The sequence below is a fragment of the Leucobacter chironomi DSM 19883 genome (assembly GCF_000421845.1).
GTDB lineage: Bacteria > Actinomycetota > Actinomycetes > Actinomycetales > Microbacteriaceae > Leucobacter > Leucobacter chironomi.
The window spans coordinates 108,414-123,458 of record NZ_ATXU01000009.1 but is presented as its reverse complement, the minus strand read 5'-3'; the positions used below and the strand labels follow the sequence as shown (position 1 = coordinate 123,458).

The following is a 15,045-nucleotide window of genomic DNA, read 5'->3' as shown; positions in this document are numbered from 1 at the left end:
CCTCAGAGGTACAGCGAGGCGAGCTCGATGTCATCGATGTCGGCGGTAGGGGCGTCGAAGACGAGGGCTCCGTCGCGCAGGCCGATCACCCGGTGCGCGTAGCTGCGCGCCAGGTGGGGTTGGTGCAGCACGGCGGCGACGCCGAGGTTCTCCTCGACGGCGAGCTCGTGGAGCAGGCTCATCACGTCGTCGGCCGCCCTGGGGTCGAGGGCCGAGACGGGCTCGTCGGCGAGGATCATGCGCGGCCGCTGGCAGAGCGCCCGGGCGATGGCCACCCGCTGCTGCTGGCCGCCGGAGAGGCTGCCGGCGCGGTCGTGGGCGCGATCCGCGAGACCCACACGGTCGAGGCAGGCCATGGCCTCCTCCTTCAGCGCGCGCGGGAAGAGCGGGGGCAGCGAGCGCCACGCCGACAGCCGCGAGAAGCCGCCGGCGCACACGTTCTGCAGCACTGTGCGGCGCTGCACCAGGTGGATCTTCTGGAACACGGTGGCCGCGGTGCGGCGGGCCTCGGCGCGGCGCTGCGCGCTCGCCTCGGTCAGGCGGACTCCGGCGATCGTGATGTCGCCTGAGTCCGCCTCGATGAGGCCGTTCACCGCGCGCAGAGTGGTCGACTTGCCCGAGCCGTTGGCTCCGAGGAACGCGACCACCTCTCCCGCATGCACGCGCATGCTCATGTCCCTGAGCACGACGCGGTCGCCGAAGCTCTTGGAGATGGCTCGCACGTCGAGCAGCACCTCTGCGGTGCCGCCCGTCTGCGTCTGGGCGGGGGTTCCGAGCACGGTGACGGCGCTCATCAGACGTCGGCCTCGGTGAGACCCATGGTGTCGGCGAGGTCGAACAGCGGCTGGTAGGTCTTGTTGTCGACCTCGATCAGCGGGCCCGCGGGATCGACGCCGAGGAAGGCGCTGACCTTCGCCACGTCGGCGGCGTCGAGGCTCAGCAGGGCTTCCTTGACGGCGGTCTGGAACTCTTCGGGCAGGTTCTTGCGCACGGTGATCGGGTCGTTCGGGATCGGATCCGACTCCCAGACCTGGCGGAACTTCGAGGTGTCGAAGGTGCCCTCGGAAAGCGCGGTCGCGAGCGTCTGCGAGTTGATCTGGGCCGCGTCGACGGTGCCGTTCGCGAGTGCGAGCAGCGCCTCGGGGTGGCCGCCCGCGTAGTCCCACTGCACGTCCTCGTCGATGCCGGCGTCGACGAGCGCCGACATCGGCAGGGCGTCACCGGAGGTCGAGCCGGGGCTGCCGAGGGCGAGGGTCTTGCCCTTCAGATCCTCGAGGGACTGCACGGGCGAATCCTTCGGCACCCAGATGCCGCCCGTGTAGGTGGTGGGCTGGCCCTCGGCGTCGCCGAAGGAGACCATCGCGGTGGCACCGGCGCGCTCGTTGGCGAACACGAAGCCGAGCGGGCCGAACTGGGCGATCTCGAGCTGATCGTTCTCCATCGCGAGCACCTCGGCCGCGTAGTCCTCGGTGATGCTCACCTCAACGGGGCAGTCGAGCTTCTCGGAGAGCGCTTCGGCGAGCACCTGGTAGGCGGGCTCGAGCGACTCGGGGTCCTCGTAGGGCAGGATGCCGAAGCGGATCTTGCCGTCGGGGCAGGTGGCGGACGCCTCGCCCGATGCCGCGTCGGCCGGGGCCGAGCATGCGGTGAGGCCGAGGCCCAGCAGCGCGACCGCCGAGGCGGCGAGGATGGTGGTCTTCTTCACGATTCTCCTTGTGGTGTGTGGTGCGGTGTGAAGGTCCGACCGCCGGTCGCGATCGACCGGCGGGTGGTCTAGAGGGTGGCGATGGTGCGGGCGCCCAGGGCGAGGCCCACGGTCATGCCGACGCCCGTGGTCACGGCGACCACGGAGACGCCCGGGGCCGGGGCCGCGCGCAGGATGTCCTGCTCGCCGCTCGTGGCGTAGAGGCCCTGCCAGCGTGCGAGCACGTCGAGGCGCGGTGTGTCGAGCAGCGCGGCCGTCTCGTCGAGCAGGATCTGCGACCAGCGCTCGTCGAGGAACGGCGGCGCGGTGTCGTGGCTCGCGTGTGAGTCGCCCACGAGCAGCGTGCCGTCGGCCTGCTGGGTGAACATCACGTTGGCGTCGATCTCGAGCAGTTCGGGTCGGGAGGCGCGGATCTCGGCGCGCAGCGCCTCGGCGGCGGGGCCGGCGAAGGCGCCGTAGCGCAGCATCGAGGTTCCGGTGAGCACGGCGGGGCCGAGCCCCATCTCGCGCGGGGCGCGCACGCGCATCATCTGCAGCGCGCACTCCTGCACGCGGCCCTGCTCGGCGATCCCGGGGAAGAGCCGGCCGACGAGGTGGCCGGCCGCGACCACCACGTGGTCGGCGTCGATCCGCCCTCGGCTCGTCTCCACCGCGCCCTCGCGCACCTCGCGCACCGCGGTCGAGAATCGCACCTCGCCGCGCTCGTGGGCGTCGACCCAGGCGGCGATGCGCGCCACCGCGGAGCGGGGGTCGGCGGTGAGGTCGGCGGGCAGCAGCGCTCCGGCGCGCAGCCGGGAGGGATCCGGGATCCGCAGCAGCGCGCCCGCCTCGGCGCCGGTCACGAGCCGCGCGCCCTCGGGGGCCCGCTCGGCGAAGAACTCGTGCAGCACCGCTTCCTCGGCGGCCGATCGGGCCACGACGAGGGTGCCGGATCGGCGCGCCTCTACGCCCGCGCGCTCGACGAGCGAGAGCCAGATCGGATTCGCCTCGAGTGCGAGTTCGCCCAGCTCGCCCGCCTGGGCAGACGTGCAGACGTGGCCGAAGTTGCGCACGCTCGCGAGCACCGCGGCGGCGTCCTGTTCGATCACGGTCACGCGGCAGCCGGCGTCGAGCGCGGCGACGGCGTGGCCGAGGCCGACGATGCCGGCGCCGACGATCACGACGTGCGGTGCGGAGTGCGAGGAGGTCATGACTTCGATGGTGAAGCCTCGAAAGTAATCATTACAACTTTTCGCTGCGGTGTTCTTCAAGCGTTCACGGTGCGCCATGGAGCGACCGGAGATCGTCACTACCCGTTCACCCAGCGGTCATCGGCGAGCATTCCGACTAGTACAGACAACTTGTAGGCTGACCGCATGACCGACAGCTCACCGCTCCACGCACGGCTGTACGCCGAGATGGTGCACCGCATCCGCACCGGCGTCTGGCAGCCCGGCGACCGCGTGCCCAGCGAGAAATCGCTCGTCGCCGAGTTCGGCACCTCGCGCGGCCCTGTGCGCCAGGCGCTGGCGGCGCTGCGCGCCGAGGGCATGATCAGCGGCCGGCGCGGGGCGCCGCCCCGCGTGCAGCGCACCGCGCCCGCGCAGTCGTTCGACACCTTCATGTCGTTCACCGAGTGGGCCCGCGAGCTGGGGCTCGTGCCGGGCCAGCGCGTCATCGAGGCGAGCCGGCGCCCGGCGACCGAGGACATCTCGCGCGAGCTGCAGATCGAACCCGACACCCCGGTCGTCGAGATCATCCGGCTGCGACTGCTCGACGGCAAGCCCGCCATGCTCGAACGATCGCTCTTCCCGTACGAGATCGGCAGGCATCTGCTCTCGGCCGACCTCGACGGCGGCAGCATCTACCAGACGCTGTGCACCGCCGGCGTGGTGCCCGTGCGCGCCCGCCACGTGATCGACGCCGTCGCGGCCCACCCTCTCGAGGTCGAGCAGCTGCACGTGCAACCCGGGGCGCCCCTGCTGCGCGTGCGCCGCCTCGCCTACGACGTGCTCGGCACAGTCATCGAGACCGCCGACGACCGCTACCTGCCGGCGATGGCCACCTTCGTGGTCGAGAACAGCGCCGAGCACCGCACCCCGCTGACGCGCCAGGCCGGCAGCGCCGACGTCGATCTCTTCGACCGCGCCCTCTGACGCTCCGACGCGTCCTGCGCCCCTCTCCGCGGGAGCGGGGCCCTGTTCGGCCCCGATTCCTCCCACGCCCAGACCCCAACCCCGATCCACCAGGAGCACCCGCATGATCACTCTCGCCGTCTTCGACATGGCCGGCACCACCATCGACGACGGCGGCGCCGTCTACGACGCGCTGCGCCTCGCGGTCGAGGAGACCGGGGTGCCGGTCTCCCCCGCCGACCTGCAGACGTGGATGGGCACCGAGAAGCGGGCCGCCATCACCGCGCTCATCGAGCTCGGCGGCGGCGATCCGCTGCAGCCAGCCGACCGGGTCGACGCCGCATTCGACAGGTTCCGCGCCATCCTCGACGAGCTCTACACCGCCCGGCCCCCGATCCCGATCGCCGGGGTGCCCGAGGCGATCGCAGCTCTCCGCGCCTCCGGCGTGCGGGTCGCGCTCACCACCGGGTTCTCGCGCGACGTGGCCGAGGGCATTCTCGATCAGCTCGGCTGGACCGTCGGCGAGCCGGCCGCGGCGCCCGCCGAGCACGACGGCGCTGCGGGCACGGTCGTCGACGCGCTCGTCTGCGGCGACGAGGTGGCCGCCGGGCGGCCCGCGCCGTACATGATCCACCGCGCCATGGAGCTCACCGGCACGCTCGCGGTCGCCGAGGTGCTGGTCGCCGGCGACACCGCCGTCGACGTGCAGGCCGGCGCGAACGCGGGCGCGGCGATCACGATCGGCGTGCTCTCGGGCAAGCTCGACCGGCCGGCTTTCGAGGGGCAGCCGTACACGGCGCTGCTCGGCTCGGTCGCCGAGGTCCCGGCGCACCTCGCCACTCAAGCCTGACCCCCAAGCCCCAAGCCCCTGCCCCCCCCTTGAGCCCCCAGCACCCCCGCCGAGAGGCGGATTTCACAGCTCTCCGCGCGGGAGTTCCTGCGTTATCCGCCTTTCGACGGGGGTGAGCTGCGGGAGGGGGGTAGGGACAGAGGCAGGCAGGCAGGCAGAAGCAAGCAGCCCGCGCCCGCGAAACCCCTACGCGGGGACGGGCACCCGGGAGTCCTCTCGCAGCGCCGCCGACACCATGATGGGCAGGTGGTCGGAGAGGCCGCGGTCGAGGGTGCGCACGCTCGAGATGTCGATGCCCGACGAGGTCGCGAAGTCGAAGTGCCCCCGGAACATCTTGTAGCGGGTGTAGGTGCGCTTGTCGCTCAGGCTCAGCTCGTAGCCGTGGTCGCGCATCTCGGTGTCGAGGCGACCCTTGAAGACGGGGTAGTTGTAGTCGCCCACCATGAGCGCGGGCAGCCCCGGGCCGAGTGCGCGCAGCTCTCCGAGGGCGGCGTGGATCTGGTGCCGTCGCAGCGAGTTCAGCGCGGTGAGCGGGGCGGCGTGGAACGACGCGACCACGAAGTCGCGGCTCGTCTCGGAGTCGTGCAGGCGCGCGCCCAGCAGTCGCTCGTGGGCGGGCGCGAGCAGGCGGTCGTGCAGCGATTTCTTGAGCTGGAAGGTGTGCGCCGATCGCGCGAAGAACCGATCCTCTCGCACGTACATCGCGAGCCCGAGGCGGTTGCGCTCGGTGGCGTGCACGAGCGACATGTGCCCGAGGTGCGCCGGCAGGGCGACCGCTTCCGCCTCTTGCAGGCAGAGCACGTCGATCTCGTGATCATCCGCCAGCGCACCGATCTCGGTGACGGCCCGGTTCTTGCGCAGGTTGTAGCTGACGACCTTCATGCAGCTCCCTTCCTCGGGTGGGCGTCGGATACCGACAGCACCACCTTACGCTCGCGAAGCTGAACGCGCTGAGACTCTCGGCGCTTGCATAACTGAGGCTCACTCGAACGGCAGCTGCGCGGCCTCCGCGGCGAGCGCTTCCCGCACGGCGGCGAGCGCGGGGTGCCGGCCCTGCGAGGCGCGGGCGGCGGTGAAGACGGTGCGGTGGGGACGATCCGGCAGTTCGATCAGTCGCAGCCGCGGCTGCGAGCCGACGTGCACGAGGCCGGGGAGCAGGGCGACCGCGTTTCCCGATTCGATGAAGCCGATGTGGGCTTGCAGGTCGGCGGTCTCGTAGCGCACGTCGGGTTCGAAGCCTGCGGTGCGGCAGGCCTGCTCCGCCCAGTGCCGGGTGGCGGCGCCCTGGGGCTCCATCACCCAGGGCAGCTCGGCGAGGTCTTCGATGCCGCGGGCGCGGTCGAAGCGGGGGTCTCCGGCGCCGCGGGGCGGCACGGCGAGGCGGATCGGGTCGCTGGTGAGGGGCTGCCTGTCGAGCCCCGGGAGATGCTGGGCGGCGTGGCCGGGGTACTGCTCGGCGACGACGAGGTCGAAGCTGCGGATCCATGTCTCCTGCAGCGCGGCGCCCGGCTCGTACTGCACCACTTCGACCCGCAGCCCGGGGTACTGCTCGCGCAGTCGTCGCAGCGCGCCGGGCAGCACCGAGAGCATCGCGGTCTGGAACGCGGCGACCCGGATCGTGCCGGTGACCTCTTCGCGCACGCGGTGCAGGGCGGCCTCCGCTCGTTCGAGCCCGGCGAGCAGCTCTGCGGTCTCGGCTACGAGCACCTCGCCGGCTGGGGTGAGTTCGAGGGTGCGCCCCGTGCGCCGCAGCAGTCGGGCGCCGGCTTCTCGTTCGAGCACCGCGAGCTGCTGCGACACGGCCGAGGGGCTGTAGTTGAGGGCCTCGGCCACGGCTGCGACGGTGCCCCGGGCGTGCAGTTCCCAGAGGAGGCGCAGGCGCTTCATCTCGAGCATGGCGGCCTTTCTGGGGTGAGGATCGGATGCCGGCGGATCTCCGCGCACGTACGAGGGGCCGGGGCGGCTCGTGCGACGGCGAGCCACGACAATAGTTCAGATCAGCTTCATGTTACCCGGCAAAAAGTACCGCTGTACTTCACGCTTGTATCGGCCCACACTGGCCGAGCAAGCACTTCCGTTCCCGCGCGCACCGCGCCCCCGAGAAAGGTCAGCCGTGAGCAGTCGCACCGCGGACACCGTCGCCCGCCCCCAGGATCTCGCCGAACCCGCCATCGCGCTCGTGCGGCGCTGGCTGCGCGAGGCCGCCGAGTTCCCAGTCGACGCCTCCGCTGCCCGACTCGCGGGCGTGCTGCGCGACCCGAACGGCCTCGACTTCACCGTCGGCTTCGTCGACGGGGTGGTGCGGCCGGAGGATCTCGGTGCGGCCGCGAAGAAGCTGCACGAGCTCACCCCGCTCGCGCCGAGGTTCCTGCCCGCGCCGATGCGCGGCGCGATCGGGTTGGGCGGCGCCCTGGCGAAGCCCCTGCCCGGGGTCGTCGTGCCGATCGCCCGCCGGGTGCTGCGCCAGATGGTGAGCCACCTCATCATCGACGCGAGCGACGCGAAGCTCGGCGCCGCCATCTCGAAGATCAAGCGCGACGGGGTGCGGCTCAACATCAACCTCCTCGGCGAGGCCATCCTCGGCGAGCACGAGGCCGAGCGGCGCCTCGCCGGCACGCATCGCCTGCTCGGCCGCGCCGACGTCGACTACGTGTCGATCAAGGTGTCGTCCACGGTCGCGCCGCACAACCACTGGGCCTTCGACGAGGCGGTCGCCCACATCGAGCACCAGCTCGTGCCGCTCTTCGAGCGGGCGAACGCCGCGAGCCCGAAGAAGTTCATCAACCTCGACATGGAGGAGTACAAGGATCTCGACCTCACCGTCGCCGTGTTCAAGCGCATCCTCGAACGCCCCGAGTTCACGGGGCTCGAGGCCGGCATCGTGCTGCAGGCCTATCTGCCCGACGCCCTCGGCGCCATGGTGGATCTGCAGGAGTGGGCCGCGCGCCGCGTCTCCGCCGGGGGCGCGCCCATCAAGGTGCGCGTCGTGAAGGGCGCGAACCTGCCGATGGAGCAGGTGGACGCCGCGATCCACGGCTGGCCCGCCGCCACCTGGGGCAGCAAGCAGGAATCAGACACGAGCTACAAGGCCGTGCTCGACTACGCGCTCACCCCGGAGCGAGTGCGGAACGTGCGGATCGGCGTCGCCGGGCACAACCTCTTCGACGTGGCGCTCGCCTGGCTGCTCGCGAAGGAGCGCGGGGCCGCCGACGGTGTCGAGTTCGAGATGCTGCTCGGCATGGCGACCGGCCAGGCCGAGGCGGTGAAGCGCGAGGTGGGGTCGCTGCTGCTCTACACCCCGGTGGTGCACCCCGAGGAGTTCGACGTCGCGATCGCGTATCTGATCCGCCGTCTCGAAGAGGGGGCGAGCCAGCAGAACTTCATGTCGGCGGTGTTCGAGCTGCACGACGACGAGGCCCTGTTCGAGCGGGAGAAGCAGCGCTTCCTCGCCTCTCTCGACGCGCTCGCGGCCATCGCCGAAGACGACTCCCCCGGATCCTCCGCCGTGCCGCTTCCGAACCGGCGGCAGGATCGCCGGCGCTTCGACGAAGCCCGCGCCGAGGCGCGCGTGGAGGCGCGCGTCGCCGCGGGCCGTCGCGGCGAATTCGAGAACGCGCCCGACACCGACCCGGATCTGCCGGGGAACCGCGAGTGGGGCCGCGGCATCGCCGAGCGCATGGCCGGATCGCAGCTGGGCGAGGCTCTCGTCGAGTCGTCCCGCATCGGCGACGCGGCCGCCCTCGACACGGTGATCGAGCGCGGTGTCTCCGCCGCCGACGCCTGGCAGGCCCTCGGCGCCGACGAGCGCGCCCGCATCCTCGTCCGCGCGGGCGAGCGTCTGGAGGCGCGCCGGGCCGAGCTGCTCGAGGTGATGGGCGCCGAGTGCGGCAAGACCCTCGACCAGGGCGACCCCGAGGTGAGCGAGGCCATCGACTTCGCGAACTACTACGCGATGCTCGGCCAGCTGCTCGAACAGGTCGACGGCGCCGTCTACCGCCAGAAGCGGCTCATCGCCGTGATCCCGCCGTGGAACTTCCCGGTGGCGATCCCCGCCGGCGGCGTGCTCTCCGCACTCGCCGCCGGCTCCTCGGTGGTCATCAAACCGGCCTCGAACTCGGCACGCTCCGGCGCGGTGATGGTGGAGGCGCTGTGGGAGGCGGGGGTGCCCCGCGAGGTGCTGCAGCTCGTGCAGTTCGCGGATCGCGGACTCGCTTCGAAACTGGTGGCCGATCCGCGCATCGACAGGGTGATCCTCACCGGGGCCTACGAGACCGCCGTCGCGTTCCGCGAGCTGCGCCGCGATGTGCCGATCCTCGCGGAGACGAGCGGCAAGAACGCGATCATCGTCACCCCCGACGCCGACCTCGACCTCGCTGCGCGGGACGTCGCCCAGTCGGCGTTCGGGCACGCCGGCCAGAAGTGCTCGGCCGCCTCGCTCGTGATCCTGGTCGGTTCGGTCGCGAGCTCGAAGCGCTTCCGCGGCCAGCTGCTCGACGCCGTGCGCTCGCTCCGGGTGGGCACCCCGGAACGGATCGAGACGCAGATGGGCCCGGTCATCTCCGCGCCCACCGGCAAGCTGCTGCGCGGTCTCACCGTGCTCGGGCCGGGCGAGACCTGGCTCGTCGAGCCGAAGCCCGTCGAGAGCGACAGCCCGCTCGCGCGCGACCGCGACGGCGCGAGCAAGCTGTGGAGCCCCGGCGTGCGCGACGGTGTGCAGCGCGGGTCGGAGTTCCACCTCACCGAGTACTTCGGCCCGATCCTCGGCATCATGACCGCGAAGTCCCTCGACGAGGCGATCGACATCGTGAACGAGATCGACTACGGCCTGACGAGCGGCCTGCACTCGCTCGACCGCACCGAGGTCGAGCGCTGGCTCGACCGCACCGAGGCGGGCAACCTCTACGTCAACCGCGGCATCACGGGCGCCATCGTGCGCCGGCAATCGTTCGGCGGGTGGAAGAAGTCGGCGATCGGCGCCGGCACGAAGGCCGGCGGCCCGAACTATCTGCACGGCCTCGGCGAATGGGCCGACGCCCCCGTGTCCGGCGAGCTGCGCGCCCCACGCCCGTCTGCGGCGCCGCTGCTGCGCGCCTTCGAGCAGGCCGTGACCCGGCGACCGGGTGCCGCCGCAGAGGTCGCGTGGCTGCGCGCCGCGCTCGGATCCGACGCCGCGGCCTTTGACGACGAGTTCGGGATCGCGCGCGACGCCTCGCAGCTGGGCGTCGAGCGCAACGTGCTGCGCTACCGTCCGGCGCCGGTCACGATCCGCCTCACCGCCGACGCGCCCCTGCACCGCTCCGTGCGCGCCATCGCGGCGGGTGTCGCAGCCGGAGCCCCGCCCGTCGTGAGCACGCCGGTCGCACTGCCGCAGCCCGTCATCACCGCCCTCGTCGGCGCGCGCGTCGAGCTGCACTTCGAGGACGACGAGGCGTGGAAGGATCGCGTGCGCGACCTCGCCGCGATGGACGGCCCGCACGCGGGCGCGCGGATCCGCGTGGTCGCCGGCGATTCCCGCGAGCGAGAGGTCGCCGAGGTCTTCCACGCCGCAGCCGGCAGCCCCGACATCGCGGTCTACGGCGGCGAGGTCGTCTCGGCCGGCCGGGTCGAGATGCTGCCGCACCTGCGCGAGCAGGCGGTCTCGATCACCGCCCATCGCTTCGGCACCCCGAGCCGCCTCGCGGAGGACCTCCTCTGACGCGTCGCCCTCGCCTCCCGGCCCGCGGCCGAGAGGCGAGGGCCCCGGGTCACCGGATCCGCCCCACCGGGAGTGTGCGAGAGTAGACGCAGGTTCGGATCCACCCGCGAGGCTCCCCCATCCATCCAGAGAAAGGGACGACGATGTCCGACCAGGCTTTCCTCTACACCGCCCTCGGGCTCTACTTCGCGCTCATGCTGTTCATCGGCTACGTGGCCTTCCGCAGGACGAGCGACCACGAGGGCTACATGCTCGCGGGCCGCGGGCTGCCGCCGTGGGTCGCCGCGTTGAGCGCGGGGGCGTCGGACATGTCGGGCTGGCTCATCATGGGCCTGCCCGGAGCGATCTACGCCACGGGTCTCATCGAGGGCTGGATCGCGGTCGGCCTGCTCATCGGCTCCTACCTCAACTGGCGCCTCGTCGCTCCGCGGCTGCGCGCCTACACCGAGGTCTCCCGCAACTCGATCACCATCCCGAGCTTCTTCGAGAACCGGCTGCGCGACCGCTCGCGCCTGCTGCGCAGCGTGGCGAGCATCATCATCCTCGTGTTCTTCACGCTCTACGCCTCGTCCGGCATGGTCGCCGGCGGCATCTTCTTCGAGAGCGCCTTCGGCGGCGACTACCTCGTGGGCATGGTGCTCGTGACCGTCGTGACGCTCGCGTACACGCTGTTCGGGGGCTTCCTCGGCGCCTCGCTCACCGACGTCGTGCAGGGCCTCATGATGGTGACGGCGCTCGTGATCGTGCCCATCGTGGCGATCGTGAACATCGGCGGCTTCAGCGAGACCGCCGCCCTCGTCGAGACCGTCGGGGCCGGCAACCTCGCGATCTTCGGCGGCTCCGAGCTCGGGGCGGGGGCGGCCGCCCTCATCGTGATCTCGGGCCTCGCCTGGGGCCTCGGGTACTTCGGCCAGCCGCACATCATCGTGCGCTTCATGGCGCTGCGCAGCACGCGCGACGCCGCGAGCGCCCGCCGCATCGGCACCAGCTGGCAGTTCGTGTCGCTGCTCGGAGCCGTGAGCGCGGGCCTCGTCGGCATCGCCTACTTCGACAAGTTCGGCGACGCACCGCAGAACCCCGAGACCGTGGTGCTGCTGCTGTCGCAGACGCTGCTGCACCCGCTCGTGTCGGGGCTCGTGCTCGCCTCGGTGCTCGCGGCCATCATGAGCACGCTGTCGAGCCAGCTCATCGTCTGCTCCTCGGCGCTCGTCGAGGACATCTACCGCGCCGTGAAGAAGTCGCCGCCGAGCCAGAAGACGCTCGTGGTACTCGGCCGCGGCGGCGTGCTGCTCGTCGCGCTGATCGCCGCCCTGCTCGCGATCACCCCGAACGACACGATCCTCGGCCTCGTGGCGTTCGCCTGGGCCGGCTTCGGCGCCGCATTCGGGCCGATCGTGCTGCTGAGCCTCTACTGGCGCCGGCTCACCAACTGGGGTGCGCTCGCGGGCATGGTGTCGGGCGCGGTCGGCGTCTTCGTGTGGCCGCTCCTCGGCACCGGGCTCTACGAGCTGCTGCCCGCCTTCGCACTCGCCATGCTCGTCGCGGTCGCGGTGAGCCTCGCCACCTACACCCGCGACGAGGAGATCGAGCGGGAGTTCACCGACGCCGGCGCGATGATCACCGCGAGCACGCGGCGCTAGGCGCTCAGGAGACGCGGCGCAGCGTCACCTCGAGGGTGCCGAGCACGAGCCGCTCGGTGACCGGGTTCTCTCGGCCGGCTTCGAGCGGCACCTGCTCGCCCAGTTCGTCGACGAGGGCGACACCGTTGGTGGAGTCGAGATCTTCGATCGTCCACAAGCCGTCGACGCGGCGCAGGCGGGCGTGCGACTTCGAGAGCGTGCGCGTCGGATCGGCGATCTGCAGCACCGTGCTGCCGTTCTTCGCCTCGGGCTTGCGCCCCACCACGACGTCGTCGCCGCGCAGCTCGAGCACGTCGCCGTCGGGCAGCTCGAGCCCCCAGCGGGAGGGGCGGGGCACCACGATGGTGCGGTCGAGCTCGGCGTCATCGGGCGCGGGCCCGGCCTCCGCAGCCGCCGCCGCGACGACCTCGGGAGCCGCCGGAGCGGGTGCTACCGCCTGCGAGCGCGCCGTCTCGGTGTCGGCGTGGGGGGCCGACGCGGAGTTCGAGTCGAAGATCGATGGGCGATGGGTCGTGAACGACTCCTGCTGCGGGGGCTGCGGTGCGGGAGCGACCACCGGCGCGGGAACCGACGGCAGCGCGGCGGCGGGCGGCACCGGCGGCATCGCAGGCGCGGGCAGGGCCGAGGACACCGGCGGCATCGGCGGGGCGGGCGGAGCCGCAGGCGGGGCGGGCGGAGGGTTCGACTCGTCGATGCCGGGCCACGCGAAGGGGCGCACCGGCTCCTCGACGCCGAGGGTCGGCGCCGGGCGCTGCTGATAGCCCTCCTGCGCGAGCCGTTGGTAGTCGCCCTCGGTGGTGCGGCTGAATCCCCACTCGCTACCGGGCAGCGGCTGGCCGTCCGACTGCGGCTGCTCCTGCGGTTCGGCGAACAGCCGCGCGAGGGCGTCGGGCTGCTCGGCGGGGGCGGCGGGGGCGACCGGGGCGGGTGCCGCGGCCTGGGGCTGCGGCGCGTCGGGGGCCTGCCACGGCTGCGCCGGAGGCTGCGGCGCCGGAGGCTGCGGTGCATAGGCGGGCGCCTGCGGCACCGCACCATGCGGGGCATACCCGGCCGGGGAGGCGTAGGAGCCGCTTGCGACCGGCATCGCCGCGTAGCCGCCGCCGTTCTCCTCGATCGAGCGGGCGAGCTGCATCGCCCACACCGGCGGCAGCAGCGCACCCAGCACGGTGAAGCCGCCGCCCTTGCCGTGCTCGACGTTGATGCGGTGAATGGCGATCACCGAGACCACCCAGACCACGATGCCGAGGCCCGGCACGAAGCCGAGGAGCACGAGCCAGCCGGGCAGGCCACCCCGCTGCACGAGCTGCCACTGGTTCCAGACCGGGATCCAGCCGTGTCCCGACGGCAGCCCGATGAACGGGAACAGGCGCGACAGCGACCACAGGTACCAGATGTAGAAGCCGATGACGACGAGCGACCAGACGCCGAGCGCGAACAGCACCGCGGGCCCCAGGAGGGGAGCGGGCGCATACGTCGTCCCGATGACCGGGAGGACGTCGGGGCTCAGGGTGGTCGAGGGCATGTGCTCCTGCTTTCCGGACGCGAGAGTTGCGGCATCAGCTCTGCACAACGATATCCGTGGCCGTGCCGCGACGCAAAGGTCCGCGCCCGCCCGCGACGGGCTCGCGCGGGCTCAGCCGAACGCCAGGCGGGCCACCCCCCACAGGCCGAGCAGCGACAGCGCGACCGTCGCGGCGTAGGCGGAGAGCGTGACGATGCGGGATCGGCGCGCGCGTCGGGCGAGGGACGGCAGGAGGGCGCGTTCGGGCAGCGCGTCGGCCCCGGCCCCGGGAGGAGCGCCGACGCGCTGCTGCACCTCGTCGATGCCCGCCCGCTCGGCCCGATGCCGGGCACTGCGCGGACCGTACACCCGTGTCAGAGCGACGCCGTTCCACGGACGCGCCGCGTCCTCCTCGGGCACGGGCACGGGTGCAGCTGCAGGTGCAGGTGGACGCGGGTCGCGGCGGCGCGGCACGACCACCGTCGCATCATCCGGCTCGGCCGCAGCCGCACGCCGCACCACCACCGTCGCATCATCCGGCTCGGCCGCAGCCGCACGCCGCACCACCACCGTCGCATCATCCGGCTCGGCGCCAACGCCCGCAGCAGCCCCGGGCCCGCCCAGTCCCCCGCTCCGCGGCACCGAGAGGGTGTCGTCGGCGTCGATCGTGCCGTCGGCGCGCTCAGTCTCGTCCGTCATTCCGTCACCGGCCTCGTCACCTCGAGCGTGTTCTCGTCCACCTCGTCGTCGTCCGTGTCCTCGGGCTGCGGCAGCGGCTCCTCCGCCGGCCCCGGCGAGCGCCCGTCCGAGATCGTGTCCACCACTACCACGGTCACGTTGTCGCGGCCGCCGGCCGCGCAGGCCCGGCGCACCAGATCCTCGGCCACCGCGCCGACCCGGCCGCCCTCCGTGAGCACGGCTCGCAGCTCCTCATCGGCGAGCTCGGAAGTGAGCCCGTCCGAGCAGATCAGCAGGCGCAGGCCGGTGCGCGGGGGCAGCAGCCAGCCGTCGTGGCGGGCGTCATCCGAGCCGAGCGCCCTCGTGATCACGTTGCGCGGCGCGGTCGCCGCGTCGGCGTGCCCCGCCGCCGTGAGCTCGGCGTACAGCGAGTGATCCGCGGTGATCTGGGCGAGGCTGCCGCCCCGGTGCTGGTAGACCCGCGAATCGCCCACGTTGATCACGTACCAGTACGGCTCCCCGTCGTGCTCCACGAGCACGGCGCCCGTCAGGGTGCAGCCCGCTCCGCGCTCGGCCTCCTGCGAGATCACATCGACCGCGCGGCGGGCCGCCTCGAGCGCCGCATCCACGTCGGCGATCGCCAACCGCCGGGTGCCTCCGAGCCGTGCCAGCTCGGCGAAGGCGCCGATCGCGGCGGCGCTCGCAAGGTCTCCGGCCGAGTGACCGCCCATGCCGTCGGCCACCACGAACACCGGCTCCTGCGCGAGCGCCAGATCCTCGTTGACGGCGCGGCGCAGGCCGGTGTCCGTGCTCATCGCAGCCTCGATCACCGGGGGTCGCCCCTCGGCCCGCGCGTTCGGCG

Annotated in this window: 12 protein-coding genes; 4 read left to right on the top strand and 8 right to left on the bottom strand. The window is 72.4% G+C overall.

The window, feature by feature from the left end:
- Nucleotides 1-2: 2 nt before the first annotated feature.
- From H629_RS0111220 to H629_RS0111210, 3 genes are all read right to left on the bottom strand, one after another.
- Nucleotides 3-794 carry a phosphonate ABC transporter ATP-binding protein gene (locus H629_RS0111220; RefSeq protein WP_240471100.1) on the bottom strand — a complete coding sequence of 264 codons (792 nt, stop codon included), beginning with the start codon at nt 792-794 and terminating at the stop codon, nt 3-5.
- On the bottom strand, nt 794-1,705 hold the full coding sequence (locus tag H629_RS0111215; protein WP_024357349.1) for a phosphate/phosphite/phosphonate ABC transporter substrate-binding protein: 912 nt from the start codon (nt 1,703-1,705) through the stop codon (nt 794-796). Before H629_RS0111215 ends, H629_RS0111220 begins: the two co-directional genes overlap by 1 nt.
- 68 nt (nt 1,706-1,773) lie before the next feature.
- Nucleotides 1,774-2,895 carry a TIGR03364 family FAD-dependent oxidoreductase gene (locus H629_RS0111210; protein WP_024357348.1) on the bottom strand — a complete coding sequence of 374 codons (1,122 nt, stop codon included), beginning with the start codon at nt 2,893-2,895 and terminating at the stop codon, nt 1,774-1,776.
- A 165-nt stretch (nt 2,896-3,060) separates the two neighbouring features.
- Here H629_RS0111210 and H629_RS0111205 point away from each other — a divergent pair, with 165 nt between their 5' ends.
- A complete protein-coding gene (locus H629_RS0111205; RefSeq protein WP_024357347.1) occupies nt 3,061-3,840 on the top strand; it encodes a GntR family transcriptional regulator in 780 nt (259 codons plus the stop codon).
- Between the two features lie 103 nt (nt 3,841-3,943).
- Nucleotides 3,944-4,669, top strand: a complete 726-nt coding sequence (locus H629_RS0111200) for a phosphonatase-like hydrolase (protein WP_024357346.1) — start codon at nt 3,944-3,946, stop codon at nt 4,667-4,669.
- 186 nt (nt 4,670-4,855) lie between these two features.
- Here the strand turns inward: H629_RS0111200 and H629_RS0111195 are convergent, their stop codons facing one another.
- Nucleotides 4,856-5,551 (bottom strand): endonuclease/exonuclease/phosphatase family protein, encoded by a 696-nt coding sequence (locus H629_RS0111195; RefSeq protein WP_024357345.1) that lies wholly within the window; start codon nt 5,549-5,551, stop codon nt 4,856-4,858.
- A 99-nt stretch (nt 5,552-5,650) separates the two neighbouring features.
- On the bottom strand, nt 5,651-6,565 hold the full coding sequence (locus tag H629_RS0111190; protein ID WP_024357344.1) for a LysR family transcriptional regulator: 915 nt from the start codon (nt 6,563-6,565) through the stop codon (nt 5,651-5,653).
- Nucleotides 6,566-6,782: 217 nt separating this feature from the next.
- On the opposite strand from H629_RS0111190, the gene H629_RS0111185 reads away from it, so the two are divergent.
- Nucleotides 6,783-10,364: a proline dehydrogenase family protein gene (locus H629_RS0111185; RefSeq protein ID WP_024357343.1), complete on the top strand. Its 3,582-nt coding sequence runs from the start codon at nt 6,783-6,785 to the stop codon at nt 10,362-10,364.
- Between the two features lie 143 nt (nt 10,365-10,507).
- Nucleotides 10,508-12,004: a sodium/proline symporter PutP gene (gene putP / locus H629_RS0111180; protein WP_024357342.1), complete on the top strand. Its 1,497-nt coding sequence runs from the start codon at nt 10,508-10,510 to the stop codon at nt 12,002-12,004.
- A gap of 4 nt (nt 12,005-12,008) precedes the next feature.
- On the opposite strand, the gene H629_RS14235 is transcribed toward putP, so the two are convergent.
- The 3 genes from H629_RS14235 to H629_RS0111165 form a co-directional block, all read right to left on the bottom strand.
- Nucleotides 12,009-13,526 (bottom strand): DUF5684 domain-containing protein, encoded by a 1,518-nt coding sequence (locus H629_RS14235; RefSeq protein ID WP_024357341.1) that lies wholly within the window; start codon nt 13,524-13,526, stop codon nt 12,009-12,011.
- Between the two features lie 111 nt (nt 13,527-13,637).
- Complete coding sequence (locus tag H629_RS0111170) at nt 13,638-14,204, bottom strand: hypothetical protein (RefSeq protein ID WP_024357340.1); 567 nt, start codon at nt 14,202-14,204, stop codon at nt 13,638-13,640.
- Nucleotides 14,201-14,998, bottom strand: coding sequence for a PP2C family protein-serine/threonine phosphatase (locus H629_RS0111165; RefSeq protein ID WP_240471099.1), 798 nt, complete (start codon nt 14,996-14,998; stop codon nt 14,201-14,203). Before H629_RS0111165 ends, H629_RS0111170 begins: the two co-directional genes overlap by 4 nt.
- Nucleotides 14,999-15,045: the final 47 nt, after the last annotated feature.